The sequence below is a fragment of the Mycobacterium sp. 050134 genome, assembly GCF_036409085.1.
Taxonomy (GTDB): domain Bacteria; phylum Actinomycetota; class Actinomycetes; order Mycobacteriales; family Mycobacteriaceae; genus Mycobacterium.
Genome location: NZ_JAZGLV010000001.1, coordinates 283882 through 299505, shown reverse-complemented (window position 1 = coordinate 299505; position 15624 = coordinate 283882). Strand labels below are relative to the sequence as shown.

At 68.6% G+C, this 15624-nt stretch carries 15 protein-coding genes and 2 pseudogenes; 11 read left to right on the top strand and 6 right to left on the bottom strand.

Going from position 1 to position 15624, the window contains the following annotated elements; translation table 11 throughout:
- The first annotated feature begins 16 nt into the window (after positions 1-16).
- The 3 genes from purB to SKC42_RS01535 are packed head-to-tail and all read left to right on the top strand — an operon-like array spanning position 17 to position 3496.
- The gene (gene purB, locus SKC42_RS01545) at positions 17-1435 is read left to right on the top strand and encodes an adenylosuccinate lyase (RefSeq protein WP_330962549.1); all 1419 of its coding nucleotides are present in this window, start codon (positions 17-19) and stop codon (positions 1433-1435) included.
- Complete coding sequence (locus SKC42_RS01540; protein ID WP_330962548.1) at positions 1432-2679, top strand: cytochrome P450; 1248 nt, start codon at positions 1432-1434, stop codon at positions 2677-2679. Before purB ends, SKC42_RS01540 begins: the two co-directional genes overlap by 4 nt.
- Positions 2680-2731: 52 nt before the next feature.
- On the top strand, positions 2732-3496 hold the full coding sequence (locus SKC42_RS01535; RefSeq protein WP_330962547.1) for a class I SAM-dependent methyltransferase: 765 nt from the start codon (positions 2732-2734) through the stop codon (positions 3494-3496).
- A 13-nt stretch (positions 3497-3509) separates the two neighbouring features.
- Here SKC42_RS01535 and SKC42_RS01530 read toward each other — a convergent pair whose 3' ends face one another.
- Positions 3510-4139: a hypothetical protein gene (locus SKC42_RS01530; RefSeq protein ID WP_330962546.1), complete on the bottom strand. Its 630-nt coding sequence runs from the start codon at positions 4137-4139 to the stop codon at positions 3510-3512.
- Between the two features lie 52 nt (positions 4140-4191).
- Here SKC42_RS01530 and SKC42_RS01525 point away from each other — a divergent pair, with 52 nt between their 5' ends.
- Both SKC42_RS01525 and SKC42_RS01520 read left to right on the top strand, forming a co-directional pair.
- Positions 4192-5097 (top strand): phosphoribosylaminoimidazolesuccinocarboxamide synthase, encoded by a 906-nt coding sequence (locus SKC42_RS01525; RefSeq protein WP_330962545.1) that lies wholly within the window; start codon positions 4192-4194, stop codon positions 5095-5097.
- Positions 5094-7232 carry a S9 family peptidase gene (locus SKC42_RS01520; protein ID WP_330962544.1) on the top strand — a complete coding sequence of 713 codons (2139 nt, stop codon included), beginning with the start codon at positions 5094-5096 and terminating at the stop codon, positions 7230-7232. The genes SKC42_RS01525 and SKC42_RS01520 overlap by 4 nt, the downstream gene beginning before the upstream one ends.
- On the opposite strand, the gene SKC42_RS01515 is transcribed toward SKC42_RS01520, so the two are convergent.
- Positions 7233-8846 (bottom strand): DHA2 family efflux MFS transporter permease subunit, encoded by a 1614-nt coding sequence (locus SKC42_RS01515; protein ID WP_330962543.1) that lies wholly within the window; start codon positions 8844-8846, stop codon positions 7233-7235.
- A 184-nt stretch (positions 8847-9030) separates the two neighbouring features.
- Here SKC42_RS01515 and SKC42_RS01510 point away from each other — a divergent pair, with 184 nt between their 5' ends.
- Both SKC42_RS01510 and SKC42_RS01505 read left to right on the top strand, forming a co-directional pair.
- Entirely contained in the window at positions 9031-9735 is a 705-nt protein-coding gene (locus tag SKC42_RS01510; RefSeq protein ID WP_330962542.1) for a DUF2334 domain-containing protein, read from the top strand.
- A gap of 48 nt (positions 9736-9783) precedes the next feature.
- The gene (locus SKC42_RS01505; protein ID WP_330962541.1) at positions 9784-11451 is read left to right on the top strand and encodes an FAD-binding dehydrogenase; all 1668 of its coding nucleotides are present in this window, start codon (positions 9784-9786) and stop codon (positions 11449-11451) included.
- 90 nt (positions 11452-11541) lie between these two features.
- Here the strand turns inward: SKC42_RS01505 and SKC42_RS01500 are convergent, their stop codons facing one another.
- Positions 11542-12180 (bottom strand): MBL fold metallo-hydrolase, encoded by a 639-nt coding sequence (locus tag SKC42_RS01500; protein ID WP_330962540.1) that lies wholly within the window; start codon positions 12178-12180, stop codon positions 11542-11544.
- Between SKC42_RS01500 and SKC42_RS01495 the strand changes: the two are divergent.
- The 3 genes and pseudogenes from SKC42_RS01495 to purQ all read left to right on the top strand — a co-directional run bounded on the left by SKC42_RS01495 (position 12157) and on the right by purQ (position 13862).
- A pseudogene (locus tag SKC42_RS01495) lies at positions 12157-12889 on the top strand (ATPase). The gene SKC42_RS01500 and the pseudogene SKC42_RS01495 overlap by 24 nt on opposite strands.
- Positions 12890-12951: 62 nt before the next feature.
- On the top strand, positions 12952-13191 hold the full coding sequence (purS, locus tag SKC42_RS01490) for a phosphoribosylformylglycinamidine synthase subunit PurS (RefSeq protein ID WP_330962539.1): 240 nt from the start codon (positions 12952-12954) through the stop codon (positions 13189-13191).
- Positions 13188-13862, top strand: coding sequence for a phosphoribosylformylglycinamidine synthase subunit PurQ (purQ, locus tag SKC42_RS01485; RefSeq protein WP_330962538.1), 675 nt, complete (start codon positions 13188-13190; stop codon positions 13860-13862). The genes purS and purQ overlap by 4 nt, the downstream gene beginning before the upstream one ends.
- Before the next feature lie 12 nt (positions 13863-13874).
- Here purQ and SKC42_RS01480 read toward each other — a convergent pair whose 3' ends face one another.
- Entirely contained in the window at positions 13875-14339 is a 465-nt protein-coding gene (locus tag SKC42_RS01480; protein ID WP_330962537.1) for a YbjN domain-containing protein, read from the bottom strand.
- 174 nt (positions 14340-14513) lie between these two features.
- Positions 14514-14660, bottom strand: a pseudogene (locus SKC42_RS01475) (hypothetical protein); the annotation flags it as partial.
- A 68-nt stretch (positions 14661-14728) separates the two neighbouring features.
- On the opposite strand from SKC42_RS01475, the gene SKC42_RS01470 reads away from it, so the two are divergent.
- On the top strand, positions 14729-15163 hold the full coding sequence (locus tag SKC42_RS01470; RefSeq protein WP_330962536.1) for a VOC family protein: 435 nt from the start codon (positions 14729-14731) through the stop codon (positions 15161-15163).
- Here the strand turns inward: SKC42_RS01470 and SKC42_RS01465 are convergent.
- Positions 15160-15621, bottom strand: a complete 462-nt coding sequence (locus SKC42_RS01465; protein ID WP_330962535.1) for a cupin domain-containing protein — start codon at positions 15619-15621, stop codon at positions 15160-15162. The genes SKC42_RS01470 and SKC42_RS01465 overlap by 4 nt on opposite strands.
- Positions 15622-15624 lie beyond the last annotated feature (3 nt).

Sequence of the window (15624 nt, the reverse complement as noted above, 5' to 3'; positions counted from 1 at the left end):
CGTAAGCTGTGGGCTTGTGAGCATTCCGAACGTGCTGGCCTCCAGGTACGCCAGCGCCGAGATGGTCGCCATCTGGTCGCCAGAGGCGAAGATCGTCGCCGAGCGGAGACTGTGGCTTGCCGTGCTGCGGGCACAGGCGGAACTCGGTGTGGAAGTGCCGCCGCAGGCGGTCGCCGATTACGAACGGGTGATCGAGGACGTCGACCTGGCGTCGATCGCGGCCCGCGAACGGGTGCTGCGCCACGACGTCAAGGCCCGCATCGAGGAGTTCAACGCGCTGGCCGGGCACGAGCACGTGCACAAGGGCATGACGAGCCGCGACCTGACCGAAAACGTGGAGCAGCTGCAGGTCCGGCGGTCGCTCGAGTTGGTCTTCGCCCACGGGGTGGCGGTGGTGGCGCGCGTGGCAGAGCAGGCGGTGGGGTATCGCGACCTGGTGATGGCCGGGCGCAGCCACAACGTCGCCGCGCAGGCCACCACGCTGGGCAAGCGGTTCGCCTCGGCGGCGCAGGAGACGCTGATCGCGCTGACGCGGCTGCGGGAACTGATCGACCGCTACCCGCTGCGCGGCATCAAAGGACCGATGGGCACCGCGCAGGACATGCTTGATCTGCTGGGCGGTGACGTGGTCAAGCTGTCCGTCCTGGAACGCCGGATCGCCGAATTTCTCGGATTTGCAACGGTTTTGACGAGTGTTGGACAGGTTTATCCGCGCTCGCTGGACCACGACGTGATCTCGGCGCTCGTCCAGCTCGGTGCGGGCCCGTCGTCGTTGGCGCACACCATCCGGCTGATGGCCGGGCACGAACTCGTCACCGAGGGCTTCGCGCCGGGGCAGGTCGGCTCGTCGGCGATGCCGCACAAGATGAACACCCGCAGCTGCGAACGGGTCAACGGATTGCAGGTGGTGCTGCGCGGTTACGGCTCCATGGCCGCCGAACTGGCCGGCGCGCAGTGGAACGAGGGCGACGTGTTCTGCTCGGTGGTACGCCGAGTCGCATTGCCCGACAGCTTCTTTGCCGTCGACGGGCAGATCGAGACCTTCCTCACGGTGCTCGACGAATTCGGCGCCTACCCCGCCGTGATCCAGCGCGAACTGGATCGTTACCTGCCGTTCCTGGCCACCACCAAGGTGTTGATCGCGGCCGTGCGGGCGGGCATGGGGCGTGAGGCCGCCCATCACGTGATCCGCGAACACGCCGTGGCGACGGCACTGGCGATGCGGGAGCGCGGCGCCGAACCCGACCTGCTCGACCGATTGGCCGCCGACGAGCGGCTGCCGCTGGACCGGGCCGCGCTCGACGCCGCGCTGGCCGACAGGAAGGCGTTCACGGGCGCCGCCGGGGACCAGGTGGACGCGGTGGCCGCGGCGGTGGAGGAATTAGTGGGCCGCTACCCCGATGCCGCGAAGTACGCGCCCGGGGCGATCCTGTGACCCTCGCCGGTGCGCTCTCGGGCATCGACTTCACCGATCTGGACAACTTCGCCAACGGGTTTCCGCACGACCTCTTCGACGTGCATCGGCGTCACGCACCGGTGTACTGGCATGAGGCGACCGACAACACCCCCGACGGGGAGGGCTTCTGGTCCGTCGCCACGTACGCGGAAACGCTTGCCGTGCTGAAGGATCCGGTCACCTTCTCCTCGATGACGGGCGGCGGGCGGCCGTTCGGGGGCACGCTGCTGCAGGACCTGGCCATCGCGGGCCAGGTGCTCAACATGATGGACGACCCGCGGCATTCGCAGATCCGGCGGCTGGTCAGTTCCGGGCTGACGCCGCGGATGATCCGCCGCGTCGAGGACGACCTGCGGGCGCGGGCGCGCCGCCTGCTGGACGCGGTGGTCCCGGGCGAGCCGTTCGACTTCCTGCTCGACGTCGCCGCCGAGCTGCCGATGCAGATGATCTGCATCCTGCTCGGAGTGCCCGAGGCCGAACGGCATTGGCTCTTCGAGGCCATCGAGCCGCAATTCGACTTCGGCGGCTCACGCAAGGCGTCTCTCTCGCAGTTGTCTGTGGAGGAGGCCGGGTCGCGGATGTACGCCTACGGCCAGGAACTCATCGCGTCCAAGCGCGAGAAGCCGACCGACGACATGCTCTCCGTCGTCGCGAACGCCGACGCCGATGCGGCGGGCGGCCTGCCCCTGTCCGACCTCGAGTTGTACCTATTCTTCAGCCTGCTGTTCAGTGCCGGCGCGGAGACGACGCGCAACGCGGTGGCGGGCGGCCTGCTCGCCCTCGCCGAGCATCCGCAGCAAATGCGTACGCTGCGTGCGGATCTCGGTGCTCTGCCCACGGCCGTCGAGGAGATGGTGCGGTGGACCTCGCCCTCGCCGTCGAAGCGGCGCACCGCCACGCGCGACGTCACCCTGGGCGGCCAGCGCATCGAAGCCGGCCAGAAGGTCCAGATCTGGGAGGGCTCGGCGAACCGCGACGCCGACGCGTTCGACCGGCCCGACGAGTTCGATGTCACCCGGAAGCCCAACCCGCACCTGGGCTTTGGGCAGGGTGTGCACTATTGCCTGGGCGCCAACTTGGCCCGACTGGAGCTGCGCGTGCTGTTCGAGGAACTGCTGTCGCGGTTTTCCGCCGTGCGGGTGGTGCGGCCCGTCGAGTGGACTCGCAGCAATCGGCACACCGGGATCCGACACCTCGTCGTGGAACTGCGCGAGGAAGCGTGACCCCGGCTCGCCGATGTCGAGCCGACGCCGGGCGCGACTACCTTTGGCGGGTGTGACGGATCGCCGAGAACGCGCAACGTCCTTCGGGTCGATCGCCGAGGACTACGACGAGCTACGACCGGAGGCCCCGCCGGAGGCGGTGGACTGGCTGATTCCCGACGGTTGCGAGGTGGCCGTCGACGTGGGCGCGGGCACCGGGTTGTTCACCCGCAGGCTGGTGGGCCGGGCGCCCCGGGTCGTCGCGGTCGAGCCGGACGCGCGGATGCGAAAGGTGCTGACCGACCGGACCACGGGCGTGCGTGTCGTCGAGGGTCGCGGCGAATCCATCCCGCTGCCCGACGCCTCGGCGGACGCGGTGTTCGTCTCGTCGGCCTGGCACTGGATGGACGCGGACCGCGCGATCCCCGAGATCGGACGGGTGTTGCGCGACGGTGGCCGGTTCGGCCTGATCTGGACCAGCCGGGACCGCGACGTGGACTGGGTCCGCGATCTCGATCGCCTGCCCGGCCGGGAGCCCTGTGAGGCGGGCTCGGCGGAGCGGTTCCGGCGCCGCCTGCATTTCGAGCTTCCGGAACCGCGGATCTTCGACAACGTCGCACGAGAGGTATTCCGATTCGAGCGCGCGATGAGCGCCGAGGACGTCGTGGCGATGCTGGGCACCTACAGCGGGGCGATCGTCGCCTCGGAAGGCGACCGTGCGGAGGCGCTGGCCCACGCGCGCGCCACGTTGGCGGCGCGCTTCCCCGGAGTCGAGAGGATCGACGTGCCCATGCGGGCGTGGTGCTGGCGAGCCGACAGGCTCGCCCGCCAGCGTTGAATCTCGCGGTCGCCTACCAGGCGCGCAGCCTGATCCCGGCGGCACGCAGCTCGAGGAGGGCCAGCGCGCGAATGGTGAGGGGATCGTCGCGGCGCCAACCACCGACGGGGTCCGCGATCGCGGCGGTCAGCTTGCGCGGGGACCGGTTCGTCAACGCCCGCAACGCCAGCAGTTGCTCGCCGGCCGCGGTGGCGGCCAGCGCGGACACGGTCCACTTGCGCCGAAAGAACCGCAGCCGCAGGAAAAGCCACGGCGCGGCGACTACGAGTATCGGCGGCGAGGAGACCGCCATGGCGAGCAGCACCGCCAGCCAGCTCGCCGTCGTGTCCAGGCTGTGCCCGGCTCCCGCGATGTCCAGGGCGGCGTGGCTCGCCGAGGTGAGGGGGTTGCTCACCGCATCCCCGAGGAGCGGGATGTGCTGCGCGCCGTGGCCCGCCGATTCCAGGTTGCCCGCGATGCCGTGCGCGCCGCTCTCGACCTGCCTGCCGGCCTCGGCGATGGTGGCGATGGCATCGTGCACGGCCGCGCCGACGATCAGCCACAGCGCCGTCCACACGACGACGACGAAATCGCTGAACAGCTGGACCAGCAACCGGCCAGGTCGGGTCGAGTAGGGCAAATAGCGCGATGTCCGCGATGTCATAGCCCTCATACCAGCACAGGGCCGGGGGAGCGGCGCCGGATAGGCTGGCCCGATGCGTCCCGCACTGTCCGATTACGAGCACCTGGCCAGCGGCAAGGTCCGAGAGATCTACCGCGTCGACGACGAGCACCTGCTGCTGGTCGCCTCCGACCGGATCTCGGCGTACGACTACGTGCTGGACAGCATCATCCCGGACAAGGGCCGCATCCTGACCGCGATGAGCGTCTTCTTCTTCGGCCTCATCTCCCGTCTCACCGACACTCCGAACCACCTGGCCGGGCCGCCGGACGACCCGCGCATCCCCGACGAGGTGCTCGGCCGCGCGCTGGTGGTGCGCCGCCTGGAGATGCTTCCGGTGGAATGCGTCGCCCGCGGCTACCTGACCGGCTCAGGGCTGCTCGACTACCAGGCCACGGGGACGGTCTGCGGCATCACGTTGCCGCCGGGGCTGGTCGAGGCCAGCCGGTTCGCCGAACCGCTGTTCACCCCCGCCACGAAGGCGGCGCTGGGCGACCACGACGAGAACATCTCGTTCGACCGGGTCGTCGAACTGGTAGGCAAGGCGCGCGCCGACGAACTGCGCGACCGGACGCTCACGATCTACGCGCAGGCCGCGGGCCATGCACTTACGAAGGGAATCATCATCGCGGACACCAAGTTCGAGTTCGGTACCGACGCGGGTGGCAATCTGCTGCTGGCCGACGAGATCTTCACGCCGGATTCGTCGCGGTATTGGCCCGCCGGGGACTATCGGCCCGGTGTTGTGCAGGCCAGCTTCGACAAGCAGTTCGTCCGTAACTGGCTGACCGGCCCCGAGTCCGGGTGGGACCGGCACGGCGCGCAACCCCCGCCGCCCCTGCCCGCCGGCATCATCGAGGCCACCCGGAATCGCTACATCGAGGCGTACGAACGCATCTCCGGCCTCAGCTTCGGTGACTGGATCGGACCCGTCGCATGACCGACGCGCTGTCCGACACCCCCGTCCCGCCCGTCGCCAAGCGGGTGAACACGTCGCGGGAGCACCACGGCGATGTCTTCGTCGACCCCTACGAGTGGCTGCGCGAGAAGGGTGACCCGGAGGTCATCGCCCATCTCGAGGCCGAGAACGACTACGTCGACAAGGTGACCGCCCACCTCGAGCCCTTGCGGCAGAAGATCTTCGACGAGATCAAGGCCCGCACGAAGGAAACCGACCTGTCGGTGCCGACGCGGCAGGGCGAATGGTGGTATTACGCCCGCACTTTCGAGGGCAAGCAGTACCGCGTCCAGTGTCGTTGTCCGGTAGTGGATCCCGACGACTGGGACCCCCCGGTCTTGGAGGAGGATACCGAGATCCCCGGCGAGCAGGTTCTGCTCGATTCGAACGCCGAGGCCGAGGGTCACGAGTTCTTCGCGCTCGGTGCCGCCCGGATCAGCATGGACGGCAACCTGCTGGCCTATTCCGTCGACACCGTCGGCGACGAGCGCTACACGCTTCGGTTTAAGGACCTGCGCACTGGCGAGTTGTTCCCGGACGAGATCGCCGATATCGCCGCGGGGGCGACGTGGGCGGCAGACAACCGCACCGTGTATTACCTGACCCTGGACGCGGCCCACCGCCCGGACAAGGTGTGGCGATACCGGCTGGGTTCCGGCCAGCCTTCGGAGCTGGTGTATCACGAAGCGGACGAACGGTTTTGGCTCGGCGTCGGACTCACCCGGAGCGACTCTTACGTCCTCATCGCCTCGGGATCCTCCATCACCTCCGAATACCACTACGCCGACGCGACAGACCCCGACGCGCGATTCACCGTCGTGCTGCCGAGGCGCGACGGTGTCGAATACGCGGTAGAGCACGCCGTGGTCGGCGGCGAGGACCGGTTCCTGATCCTGCACAACGACGCTGCGGTGAACTTCACGCTCGCCGAGGCGCCGGTCAGCGATCCGACGCGGCAGCGCACGCTGATCCCGCATCGTGACGATGTTCGCCTCGACGGGGTGGACGCCTTCGCCGGCCACCTGGTCGTCAGCTATCGCCGCGCGGCGCTGCCGCGAATCCAGCTGTGGCCCATCGAGTCCGGCCGCGAGTACGGTGAGCCGCGCGAGATCTCGTTCGACTCCGAACTGATGTCGGCCGGCGTCGGCTGGAATCCGGTGTGGGACGCGCCCAAACTGCGGATCGCCGCGGGGTCGCTGGCGACCCCCGCGCGGATCTACGACGTGGACTTCGCCACGGGCGAGCGCACGCTGCTGCGCGAACAGCCCGTCCTCGGGGGGTACCGGCCCGAGGACTACGTCGAGCGGCGCGACTGGGCGCTCGCCGACGACGGGACCCGGATCCCGCTGTCGATCGTTCATCGCGCCGGAATCGAATTCCCGGCCCCGACGCTGCTGTACGGCTACGGCGCTTACGAGATCTGCACCGACCCGAGCTTTTCGATCGCCCGGCTGTCGCTGCTGGACCGGGGCATGGTGTTCGTCATCGCGCACGTCCGCGGCGGTGGTGAGATGGGCCGGCTGTGGTACGAGCGCGGCAAGCTGCTGGAGAAGAAGAACACGTTCACCGACTTCGTCGCGGCGGCGCGGCATCTGGTCGACTCCGGGGTCACCCGCCCGCACCGGCTCGTGGCGCTGGGCGGCAGCGCGGGCGGACTGCTGGTCGGCGCGGTGGCCAACCTGGCGCCGGACCTGTTCGCCGGCATCCTCGCGCAGGTGCCGTTCGTCGACCCGCTGACCACCATCCTGGACCCCTCGTTGCCGCTGACCGTCACCGAATGGGACGAGTGGGGAAACCCGCTGAGCGACAAAGACGTCTACGGCTACATGAAGTCGTATTCGCCGTACGAGAACGTCGCCGCTCGGCCGTACCCGGAGATCCTGGCGATGACGTCTTTGAACGACACCCGGGTTTACTACGTGGAGCCCGCCAAGTGGGTGGCGGCCCTGCGGCACGCCAACACCGACGGCAAACCGATCCTACTGAAGACCCAGATGAACGCGGGCCACGGCGGAGTCAGTGGACGCTACAAGTCCTGGCAGGAAACCGCGTTCCAATACGCCTGGCTGCTGGCCGTTGCCGACCCCGACCGTTACGGCGGCGGCCGGCGCGGATAACTATTCAATCCACGCCGGGCTGGCCGGCTTCTTCGGCAGGAACGCGGCCGGGATCACGGTGAACACCACCAGCGCGACGGCGATGACGAACACCTCCGTGTAGGCGTGGGAGAGGTCGTGCAGCACCTCGGCGCAGAAGCCGGGCGAAAGCGACTGTCGGGGGACGGCGCCCGGGTCGACCGGGGTCCCGGTGGCGGCCGCCCTCTGCTGCAGGGCGGCGACTTTGTTTGCCGCGGTGATGCTTTCGCTTCGGTTGAACTGGTTGGTCAGGATCATCGACATCAGGGCGGTCCCCATCGAGCCGCCCACCTGCTGGCCGACGGTGATCAGGGTGGTGCCCCGGGCGATCTGGTGCGGTGCCAGCGCCTGTACCGACGCCACGGACAGCGGCATCATCGTGCACCCCATTCCCAGGCCCGTGATCGTCAGGGCAATCAACAGGACGGGCCAGTACGGGACCTGGTTTGCGACACCGAAGGCGAAGCCGCCCAGGCCGACCGTGATCATGGCGATGCCGACGAGCACGATCTTGCCCGGGCCGCGTCGGTCCACGAAGGGCCCGGCCAGCCGCATGGTGAGCATGGCGCCGAGCCCCTGGGGGATCATGTGCACGCCGGCCTGCATCGGCGTGTTATGCCGAACCTGCTGGAAGTAGCTCGGCAGCAGCAGGCAGGCGCCGAAGAATGCGATGGCGAAGATCAGCATCGTCACATTGGCCTGGGTGAGCACGGGGTTCCGGAACAGCTGCAGGTCGATCAGGGGGTGATCGGTGCGATGCCATGCGTGGGCGACGAACGCGGCTATCAGCGCCAGGCCGACGACCGCAGGGATCAGCACGTGCCGATCGGCCACGGTGCCGCGGCCGGGAATCGAGGACATCGCGAACAGAAAGGTCGCCAGGCCGGGCGACAGCAACAGCACGCCGACGACGTCGAACGTCTCGGAGCGGGCCGGATGGTCCTTCGGAAACACCACCGCCGCGAGGATCAGCGTGAGGATCCCAAACGGCAGGTTGATCAGGAAGATCCATCGCCAGCTGGAGGTGTCGATGAGCCATCCGCCGAGGATCGGGCCGCCGATCGGGGCGAGCAGCATCGGGATGCTCAGGATCGACATCAGCCGGCCCAGCCGGCGGGGACCTGCCTCGCGCGTCAAGATCATGAAGCCGAGCGGCCACAACATTCCGCCGCCAATGCCTTGGATCACCCGGAACACGATGAGCGACAGGATGTCCCACGCCACCGCGCACAGCAATGAACCCAGCGTGAAGGCCACCACCGAACCGATGAAGAGCCGCTTGGTGCCGAACCGGTCGGCCGCCCAGCCGGTGATGGGGATGACGGTGGCCAGCGCCAGGGTATAGCCCGTCATCGTCCAGCCGACCACGGCCTGCGACGAGTCGAACTGCTGGATGAACGTGCGTTGCGCAACGCTGACGACGGTGACGTCCAGGATCGCCATCACGGTGGCCAAGATGCAGACGCCGGAGATCCGCAGTAGGGCGGCGTCCAGCCTGTCGGGGTACGCCGGATCGCCCTGCGGCTCGGTGTGGGCGTCGGACGGCGGGGCGTCGGCCGACGCGGCGGGGGCCTTCTCCATGGCGTTGCTTAGCATATCGAACCGATCGCCCGTTGCGGTGCCGGTAGGCGTTTGCTGGATGGGCGGTTCGCCGGTCGGCCGGGCAGAGCAGCGCCACCCGCGCGCGCGGCCCTTTGCCCGCCGCTGACCTCGTGGTATGTACGCCTGCCGTCTGCGTGTCCTTCACCGTTCGGAAACCTGCGATCGGCACACTGCGGGTGTGTCTGGAAAATTGATCGTCTCGGTCTCGGGGATAGGCGAACGCACCCTGGGCGACGTCGAGACGTTCTGCGCGCAGATGGACGCCCGCAACGTCCCGCTGTCGTTGCTGGTTGCCCCCCGGCTCAAGGCCGACTACCGGCTTGACGACGACCCGAGGACCGTCGAGTGGCTGACCGCCCGGCGCGCCGGTGGCGACGCCATCGTGCTGCACGGCTTCGACGACCCCGCTACCAAGAAGCGCCGCGGCGAGTTCGCCGTCCTGCGCGCGCACGAGGCCAACCTGCGGTTGATGGGCGCCGACCGGGTGCTCGAACACCTGGGGCTGCGCACCCGGCTGTTCGCGGCGCCCGGTTGGGTGGTGTCACCCGGCGTGGTGAAGGCGTTACCGCGGAACGGGTTCCGGTTGCTGGCCGACCTGCACGGGATCACCGACCTGGTCCGCCACGACACCGTGCGCAGCCGCGTGCTGGGCATCGGCGAGGGCTTCCTGACCGAACCGTGGTGGTGTCGCATGGTGGTCCTGTCCGCCGAGCGGATCGCGCGCCGCGGGGGAGTGGTGCGGGTCGCGGTGGCGGCCCGACAACTGCGCAAGCCCGGGCCACTACAGGCCATGCTGGACTCGGTCGACCTGGCGCTGATGCACGGGTGCGACCCCACGGTGTACAGCTGGCGGTCCGATAAAGCGGTCCTCGACGCCGCCTGACCCGGCGTCCGGCCGGGCGGCCAGGACCGGGCACTAGCCTGTTGCGACATGAGCCATTCTTCGGCCGCGGGCTTCGCCGCTGACGCGATCATCGTCGGGGCGGGCCTGTCGGGCCTGGTGGCGGCGTGTGAGCTGGTCGACCGCGGGCTGCGCGTGCTAATTCTCGACCAGGAGAACAGCGCCAACCTGGGTGGGCAGGCGTTCTGGTCGTTCGGGGGCCTGTTCTTCGTGGACAGCCCCGAACAGCGCCGCCTGGGCATCCGGGACAGCCACGAGCTCGCCCTGCAGGACTGGCTCGGCACGGCGGCTTTCGACCGCCCCGAGGACTTCTGGCCACGACAATGGGCGCACGCGTATGTCGATTTCGCGGCCGGGGAGAAGCGCAGCTGGCTGCGCGCCCGGGGCCTCAAGATCTTCCCCCTGGTCGGCTGGGCCGAGCGGGGCGGTTACGACGCTCAGGGGCACGGCAATTCGGTGCCGCGCTTCCACATCACCTGGGGCACGGGCCCGGCTCTGGTGGACATCTTCGCCCGGCAGCTGCGGGACCGCTCGACCGTGCGCTTCGCGCACCGCCACCAGGTCGACGAGCTGATCCTCGAGGGTAATGCGGTCACGGGGGTGCGGGGAACGGTGCTGGAGCCCTCGACCGCGTCGCGGGGTGTGCCATCATCGCGAAATAGTGTGAGCCAGTTTGAATTCCGTGCATCGGCCGTCATCGTGACCAGCGGTGGCATCGGCGGTAATCACGACCTGGTGCGAAAGAACTGGCCGGCGCGGATGGGCCGCGTCCCGCAGCAGCTGCTGAGCGGGGTGCCGGCGCACGTCGACGGCAGGATGATCGCGATTTCCCGGCAGGCCGGCGCGCGGGTGATCAACCCCGACCGAATGTGGCATTACACCGAGGGCATCACGAACTACGACCCGATCTGGCCGCTGCACGGCATCCGGATCATCCCGGGCCCGTCGTCGCTGTGGCTCGACGCGGCCGGGAAACGGCTGCCCGTCCCGCTCTATCCGGGATTCGACACCCTCGGCACGTTGGAATACATCACCAAATCGGGGTGCGACTACACCTGGTTCCTCTTGAACGCCAAGATCATCGAAAAGGAGTTCGCGCTCTCCGGCCAGGAACAGAACCCCGACCTGACCGGGCGGAGCGTCCGCGAGTTGGTGCGCAACCGGGCGAGCTCCGGGCCGCCCGCGCCGGTCCAGGCCTTCATCGACCGGGGCGTGGACTTCGTGAGCGCAAATTCGTTGCGCGAGTTGGTGACCGGGATGAACAATCTGCCGGATGTGGAGCCCCTGGACTACGCCACGGTGGAGGCCGAGGTGACCGCCCGCGACCGCGAGGTGGCCAACAAGTTCAGCAAGGACGGGCAGATCACCGCGATCCGCGCCGCCCGCGGCTACCTCGGCGACCGGCTCGGCCGGGTGGTCGCGCCGCACCGGCTCGCCGATCCCAAGGCGGGCCCGCTGATCGCGGTCAAGCTGCACATCGTGACGCGGAAAACGTTGGGCGGCATCGAGACTGATCTGAGCGGCCGGGTGCTGAGGGGTGACGGCACTCCGCTGGCCGGCCTATACGCGGCAGGCGAGGTCGCCGGGTTTGGCGGGGGCGGTGTGCACGGCTACCGCGCCCTGGAAGGCACCTTCCTGGGGGGTTGCATCTTCTCCGGACGTGCCGCCGGCCGCGGCGCCGCCGACGACATCACCTAGAAACCGCGAGCAGTCGCAAAAGCCCCCGCACGCTCGGCGTGTCGGGGGCTTTTGCGTCTGCTCGGCGGGGAGCGGGGGTGGCGCTCGCGGTCAGAAGGTGACCGCGTCCTCCTCGGGGAGCACCTGGAAGTCGGTGCTGGTCATCTCGCTGAGCCGCCCGTAGTAGATGCCCCTGGCCTCCGGTGCGACGACCCCCTGGTGGATCGGCACGGCGCGCTGCGGCGCCACCGCACGCAGGTAGTCGACCGCCTCGGAGATCTTCATCCATGGGGCCGCCGCCGGGGTGGCCAACACGTCCACTGGCTCGTCGGGAACGAAGAGCGCGTCGCCGGGATGCATGAACCTTGCGGGATGCTCTCCATCGCCTACCAGGTACGAAATGTTCTCTATCACCGGGATTTCCGGGTGGATCACGGCGTGCTTGCCGCCCACGGCCCGCACGGTCAGCCCGCCGATTTGTAGCTCGTCGCCGACATGCACCTCCCGGCAGGGTTGACCGAGCTGTGCGGTGGTCTGGGGATCGGCGTACAGGGCGGCGTCCGGGTTCCCTTCGAGCAGCGACGGCAGCCGCGTAACGTCGACGTGGTCGGGGTGCTGGTGGGTGACGACGATGGCGGTCAGGCCGGTGATGCCCTCGAAACCATGCGAGAACGTGCCGGGATCAAAGAGCAAACGGGTGTTGCCGAACTCGGCGAGTAGGCACGAATGGCCGAAATGCGTCAGCTGCATGTCTACGATTGTGCCTCGACGGAGGGTGATGCCGATGCGGGTGATCCTGGCGATCCTGGTCGCCGGCGGCCTCACGGTGGCCCTGATCGTGCCGGTGCACGCACACGCCGAACCTCAGGCCTGCCCGCCCCTCTGTGACCAGATCCCGGACACCGCATGGATCCATCCGCAATCCGTGCCCCTGGACGCGGCGTACAACTGGCCGGCTCTGCCCGGGATCGCGGCTGCTCCGACGGGGGTCGCGACCGCGCCCCGATTCCGGTTCGAGGATTTGTGCGCCACCCCGCCCCGACCGCAGGACCCCCGCGACTTCGCGGTCGCGGCCCGGGCGACGGTGGCCCACCCGGACGGGCAGTGGCAGTTGCAGGCGCAGATTCTGCACTGGCGTGGTGACACGGCACACGGTGGTGCGATAGCGGCCTCGGTCTTCGACGGTGCCGTCGCCGCGCTGCGCGCCTGCCAGCAGCGGGCGCCGCAGCAGTCGCCCTCCATCACCAGCGACGGACCGACCCGCGCGGCCGCGGTGATCAGCGGCCCCGTCATCGTGCATACCTATCTGCTCGCCCACGTGGCGAGCAGCACGATCAGCGAGCTCACCCTGTGGTCGACGGGTCCGCCGCAGGTCGCCTGGCCGGCGCTGGCCGACGACCCGGTTCTGGACGCCATGACCGCGCCGCTGTGTGACGCTTACATCGCCTCGTGCCCGTGAGCCCCTTCCGCAGGTAGCGGCCGGTAGAGTGACTGCGGAACAGAGCATGAGGAGGAGCGCCGGTGACCCGGGTGGTCGTTAACGTGATGCCCAAGGCGGAGATTCTCGACCCGCAGGGTCAGGCGATCGTCGGCGCGCTCGGCCGGCTCGGTCACCCGGGAATCTCGGAAGTGCGGCAGGGCAAGAGGTTCGAGCTCGAGGTCGACGAAACTGTCGATGACTCGGCGCTCGCCGAGATCGCCGAGTCGCTCTTGGCGAACACCGTGATCGAGGAGTGGACGATCAGCCGGGAGACTGAGTGAGCGCTCGCATCGGCGTGATTACCTTTCCGGGGACGCTCGACGACGTCGACGCCGCCCGTGCGGCGCGGCGGGTGGGCGCCGAGCCAGTCAGCCTGTGGCACGCCGACGCCGACCTCCGGGGCGTCGATGCCGTGGTCGTGCCCGGCGGTTTCTCCTACGGCGACTACCTGCGCGCCGGGGCGATCGCCAAGTTCGCCCCGGTGATGGCCGAGGTCATCGAGGCCGCCCGGGGCGGCATGCCGGTGCTGGGTATCTGCAACGGTTTTCAGGTGCTCTGCGAGGCCGGCCTGCTGCCCGGTGCCCTCACCCGGAACGCCGGCCTGCACTTCGTCTGCCGGGATGTGTGGCTGCGGGTCGCCTCGACGTCGACGGCGTGGACGTCCCGCTTCGAGCCGGACGCCGACCTACTTGTCCCGTTGAAGTCCGGCGAGGGTCGTTACGTGGCCCCCGTCGAGGTGCTCGACGAGCTCGAGGGCGAGGGGCGCGTGGTGTTCCGCTACCACGAGAACATCAACGGCTCGCTGCGCGACATCGCCGGCGTCAGCTCGGCCAACGGCCGGGTCGTCGGGCTCATGCCCCACCCCGAGCACGCCATCGAGGCGCTGACCGGTCCGTCCGACGACGGACTGGGCCTGTTCTACTCGGCACTGGACGCCGTGCTCGCCGCCTGAGCGGCCTGGCGCTCAGCTCGCGTCTTGCAGCAATGGCCGCGCCGGTAACTCGGCCACCGGGGTCAGCTGCCCGAAGAGGTCGATCGCATCCGCGATCGCCGCATCGACGAAGGAGGCGAAGTCCTCGAAGGAGACGCCTTCGCGAATCCATTGAGATCTGCGCGCCAGCAAGCCGATTCGTTGCGGATCCGTCGAGTCGTGCACCAGCGCGGTGACCTCCCGCTCCCCGCGGTTCCACGTGTCGGCGAAGTGTGTCAGCCACGACCGCTCCGCGGCCGGAAAGAACGATGCCGGGGCCACCCGGATGATCAGCAAGTCGCCGTGTGGGGGTGACATCTCGAGATGCACGTGCAGCCGGCGGGGTCGGGTATTGGCGACGTAGAAGAAATCACCGTCGTGATGGCCCCGGAAATACCGGCTGCCACGGGTTCGGAGGTAGCGTTCGATCAGGTTGGCGCCCGAGGGCTCACTCGTCATGAAATCATGTTCGGGCCAGTGACTTTGCGCACGCTTTGAGCCAGGCAATGCGTGAGCGAAGAATCGGTTGAGAATTTGCTGAGCGACGCGGTACCGGCGCGGACGCGAGCGAGGTTACGTCCGGCCGGGACCACGCAGCTCGACGATGCCGGCGACGGGTTCGGGCATTGTCCGGGGCAGGCGGCCGCCGCTTTGCACCCGTTGCTTGACGGTCGCCGCCTTCAGCGCTTCGGCCAGCTGGGTGCTTGCCGGGACACTGCCGCGGCGTATCGCCAATTCGACGGAATCGAGGTCGAGTCCGGTGGCGGCCGTAGGTCGTATTAAAACGTCTTGTCAACAAGCGTGGGAAATGGGGTCCGCGCGGTAGGGGTTGTACGACGAGGCCGCCGATGCCCGGCGGCGCGGTGACGCTCGGGGAGGCTGCAGTGGCGTTCGCGGTGGAACGATTCGACCACATTGTGATCAATTGCAACGATGTCGAGGAGACGGCGTCGTGGTACGAGCGGGTCCTGGGGATGAGGCGCGAGACGTTCGGGCCGTCGAACCGGACCGCGCTGCGTTTCGGCGACCAGAAGATCAACCTGCGACCGATCGGGGCGCTAGCGGACGATCCCGACTGGGTCACCGGCGTGGTCGAGGCGGCCGGCTCCGAAGACCTGTGCTTCGTCACCCGCGCCAGCGCACAAGATGTCCATGCGCACCTGGTCGCGCAAGGTTTGGAGATCGTCGCCGGACCCGTCACCAAGACCGGGGCTCTGGGGGCGATGACCTCGCACTACTGCCGGGACCCCGACGGGAACCTCGTCGAGATCGCGGTCTATTAATCGTCTCTCAGCGGATACAGCTCGGGCAGGTTGACCACGATCGCCTCCTGACTGCTGCGCGCGATCACCACCTCTGCCGGCGTGGCCGCGGGGTTTTCCTCGCGGTGTGGCACGTACGGCGGGATAAAAACGTAGTCGCCGGGGGCCGTGGAGATGCGCACCTCGCGGTCGCCGTCGTGAAAAACGAACTCCGGGTTGCCGCTGCGCACATAGATCGCGGTCTCCGAGTCGCCGTGATGATGGTTCGCCGAGGCAGTCCCCGGTGACGCGTGTGTCTCGCCCATCCACAGCTTCTCCGCTCCGACCGATTTGCCGCTCAGCGCGGCGAAGCGGCGGAGTCCTTCCGATTGTGCGGTGTCGGAACTGATCTCCGACGCCGTGATGTGGTGGACCCGGTTGCGCTCGATTTGCGTTGTGTTCGTTTCGAAGTCGGGGTGAAACCCGTCCGATGCTGGCATACG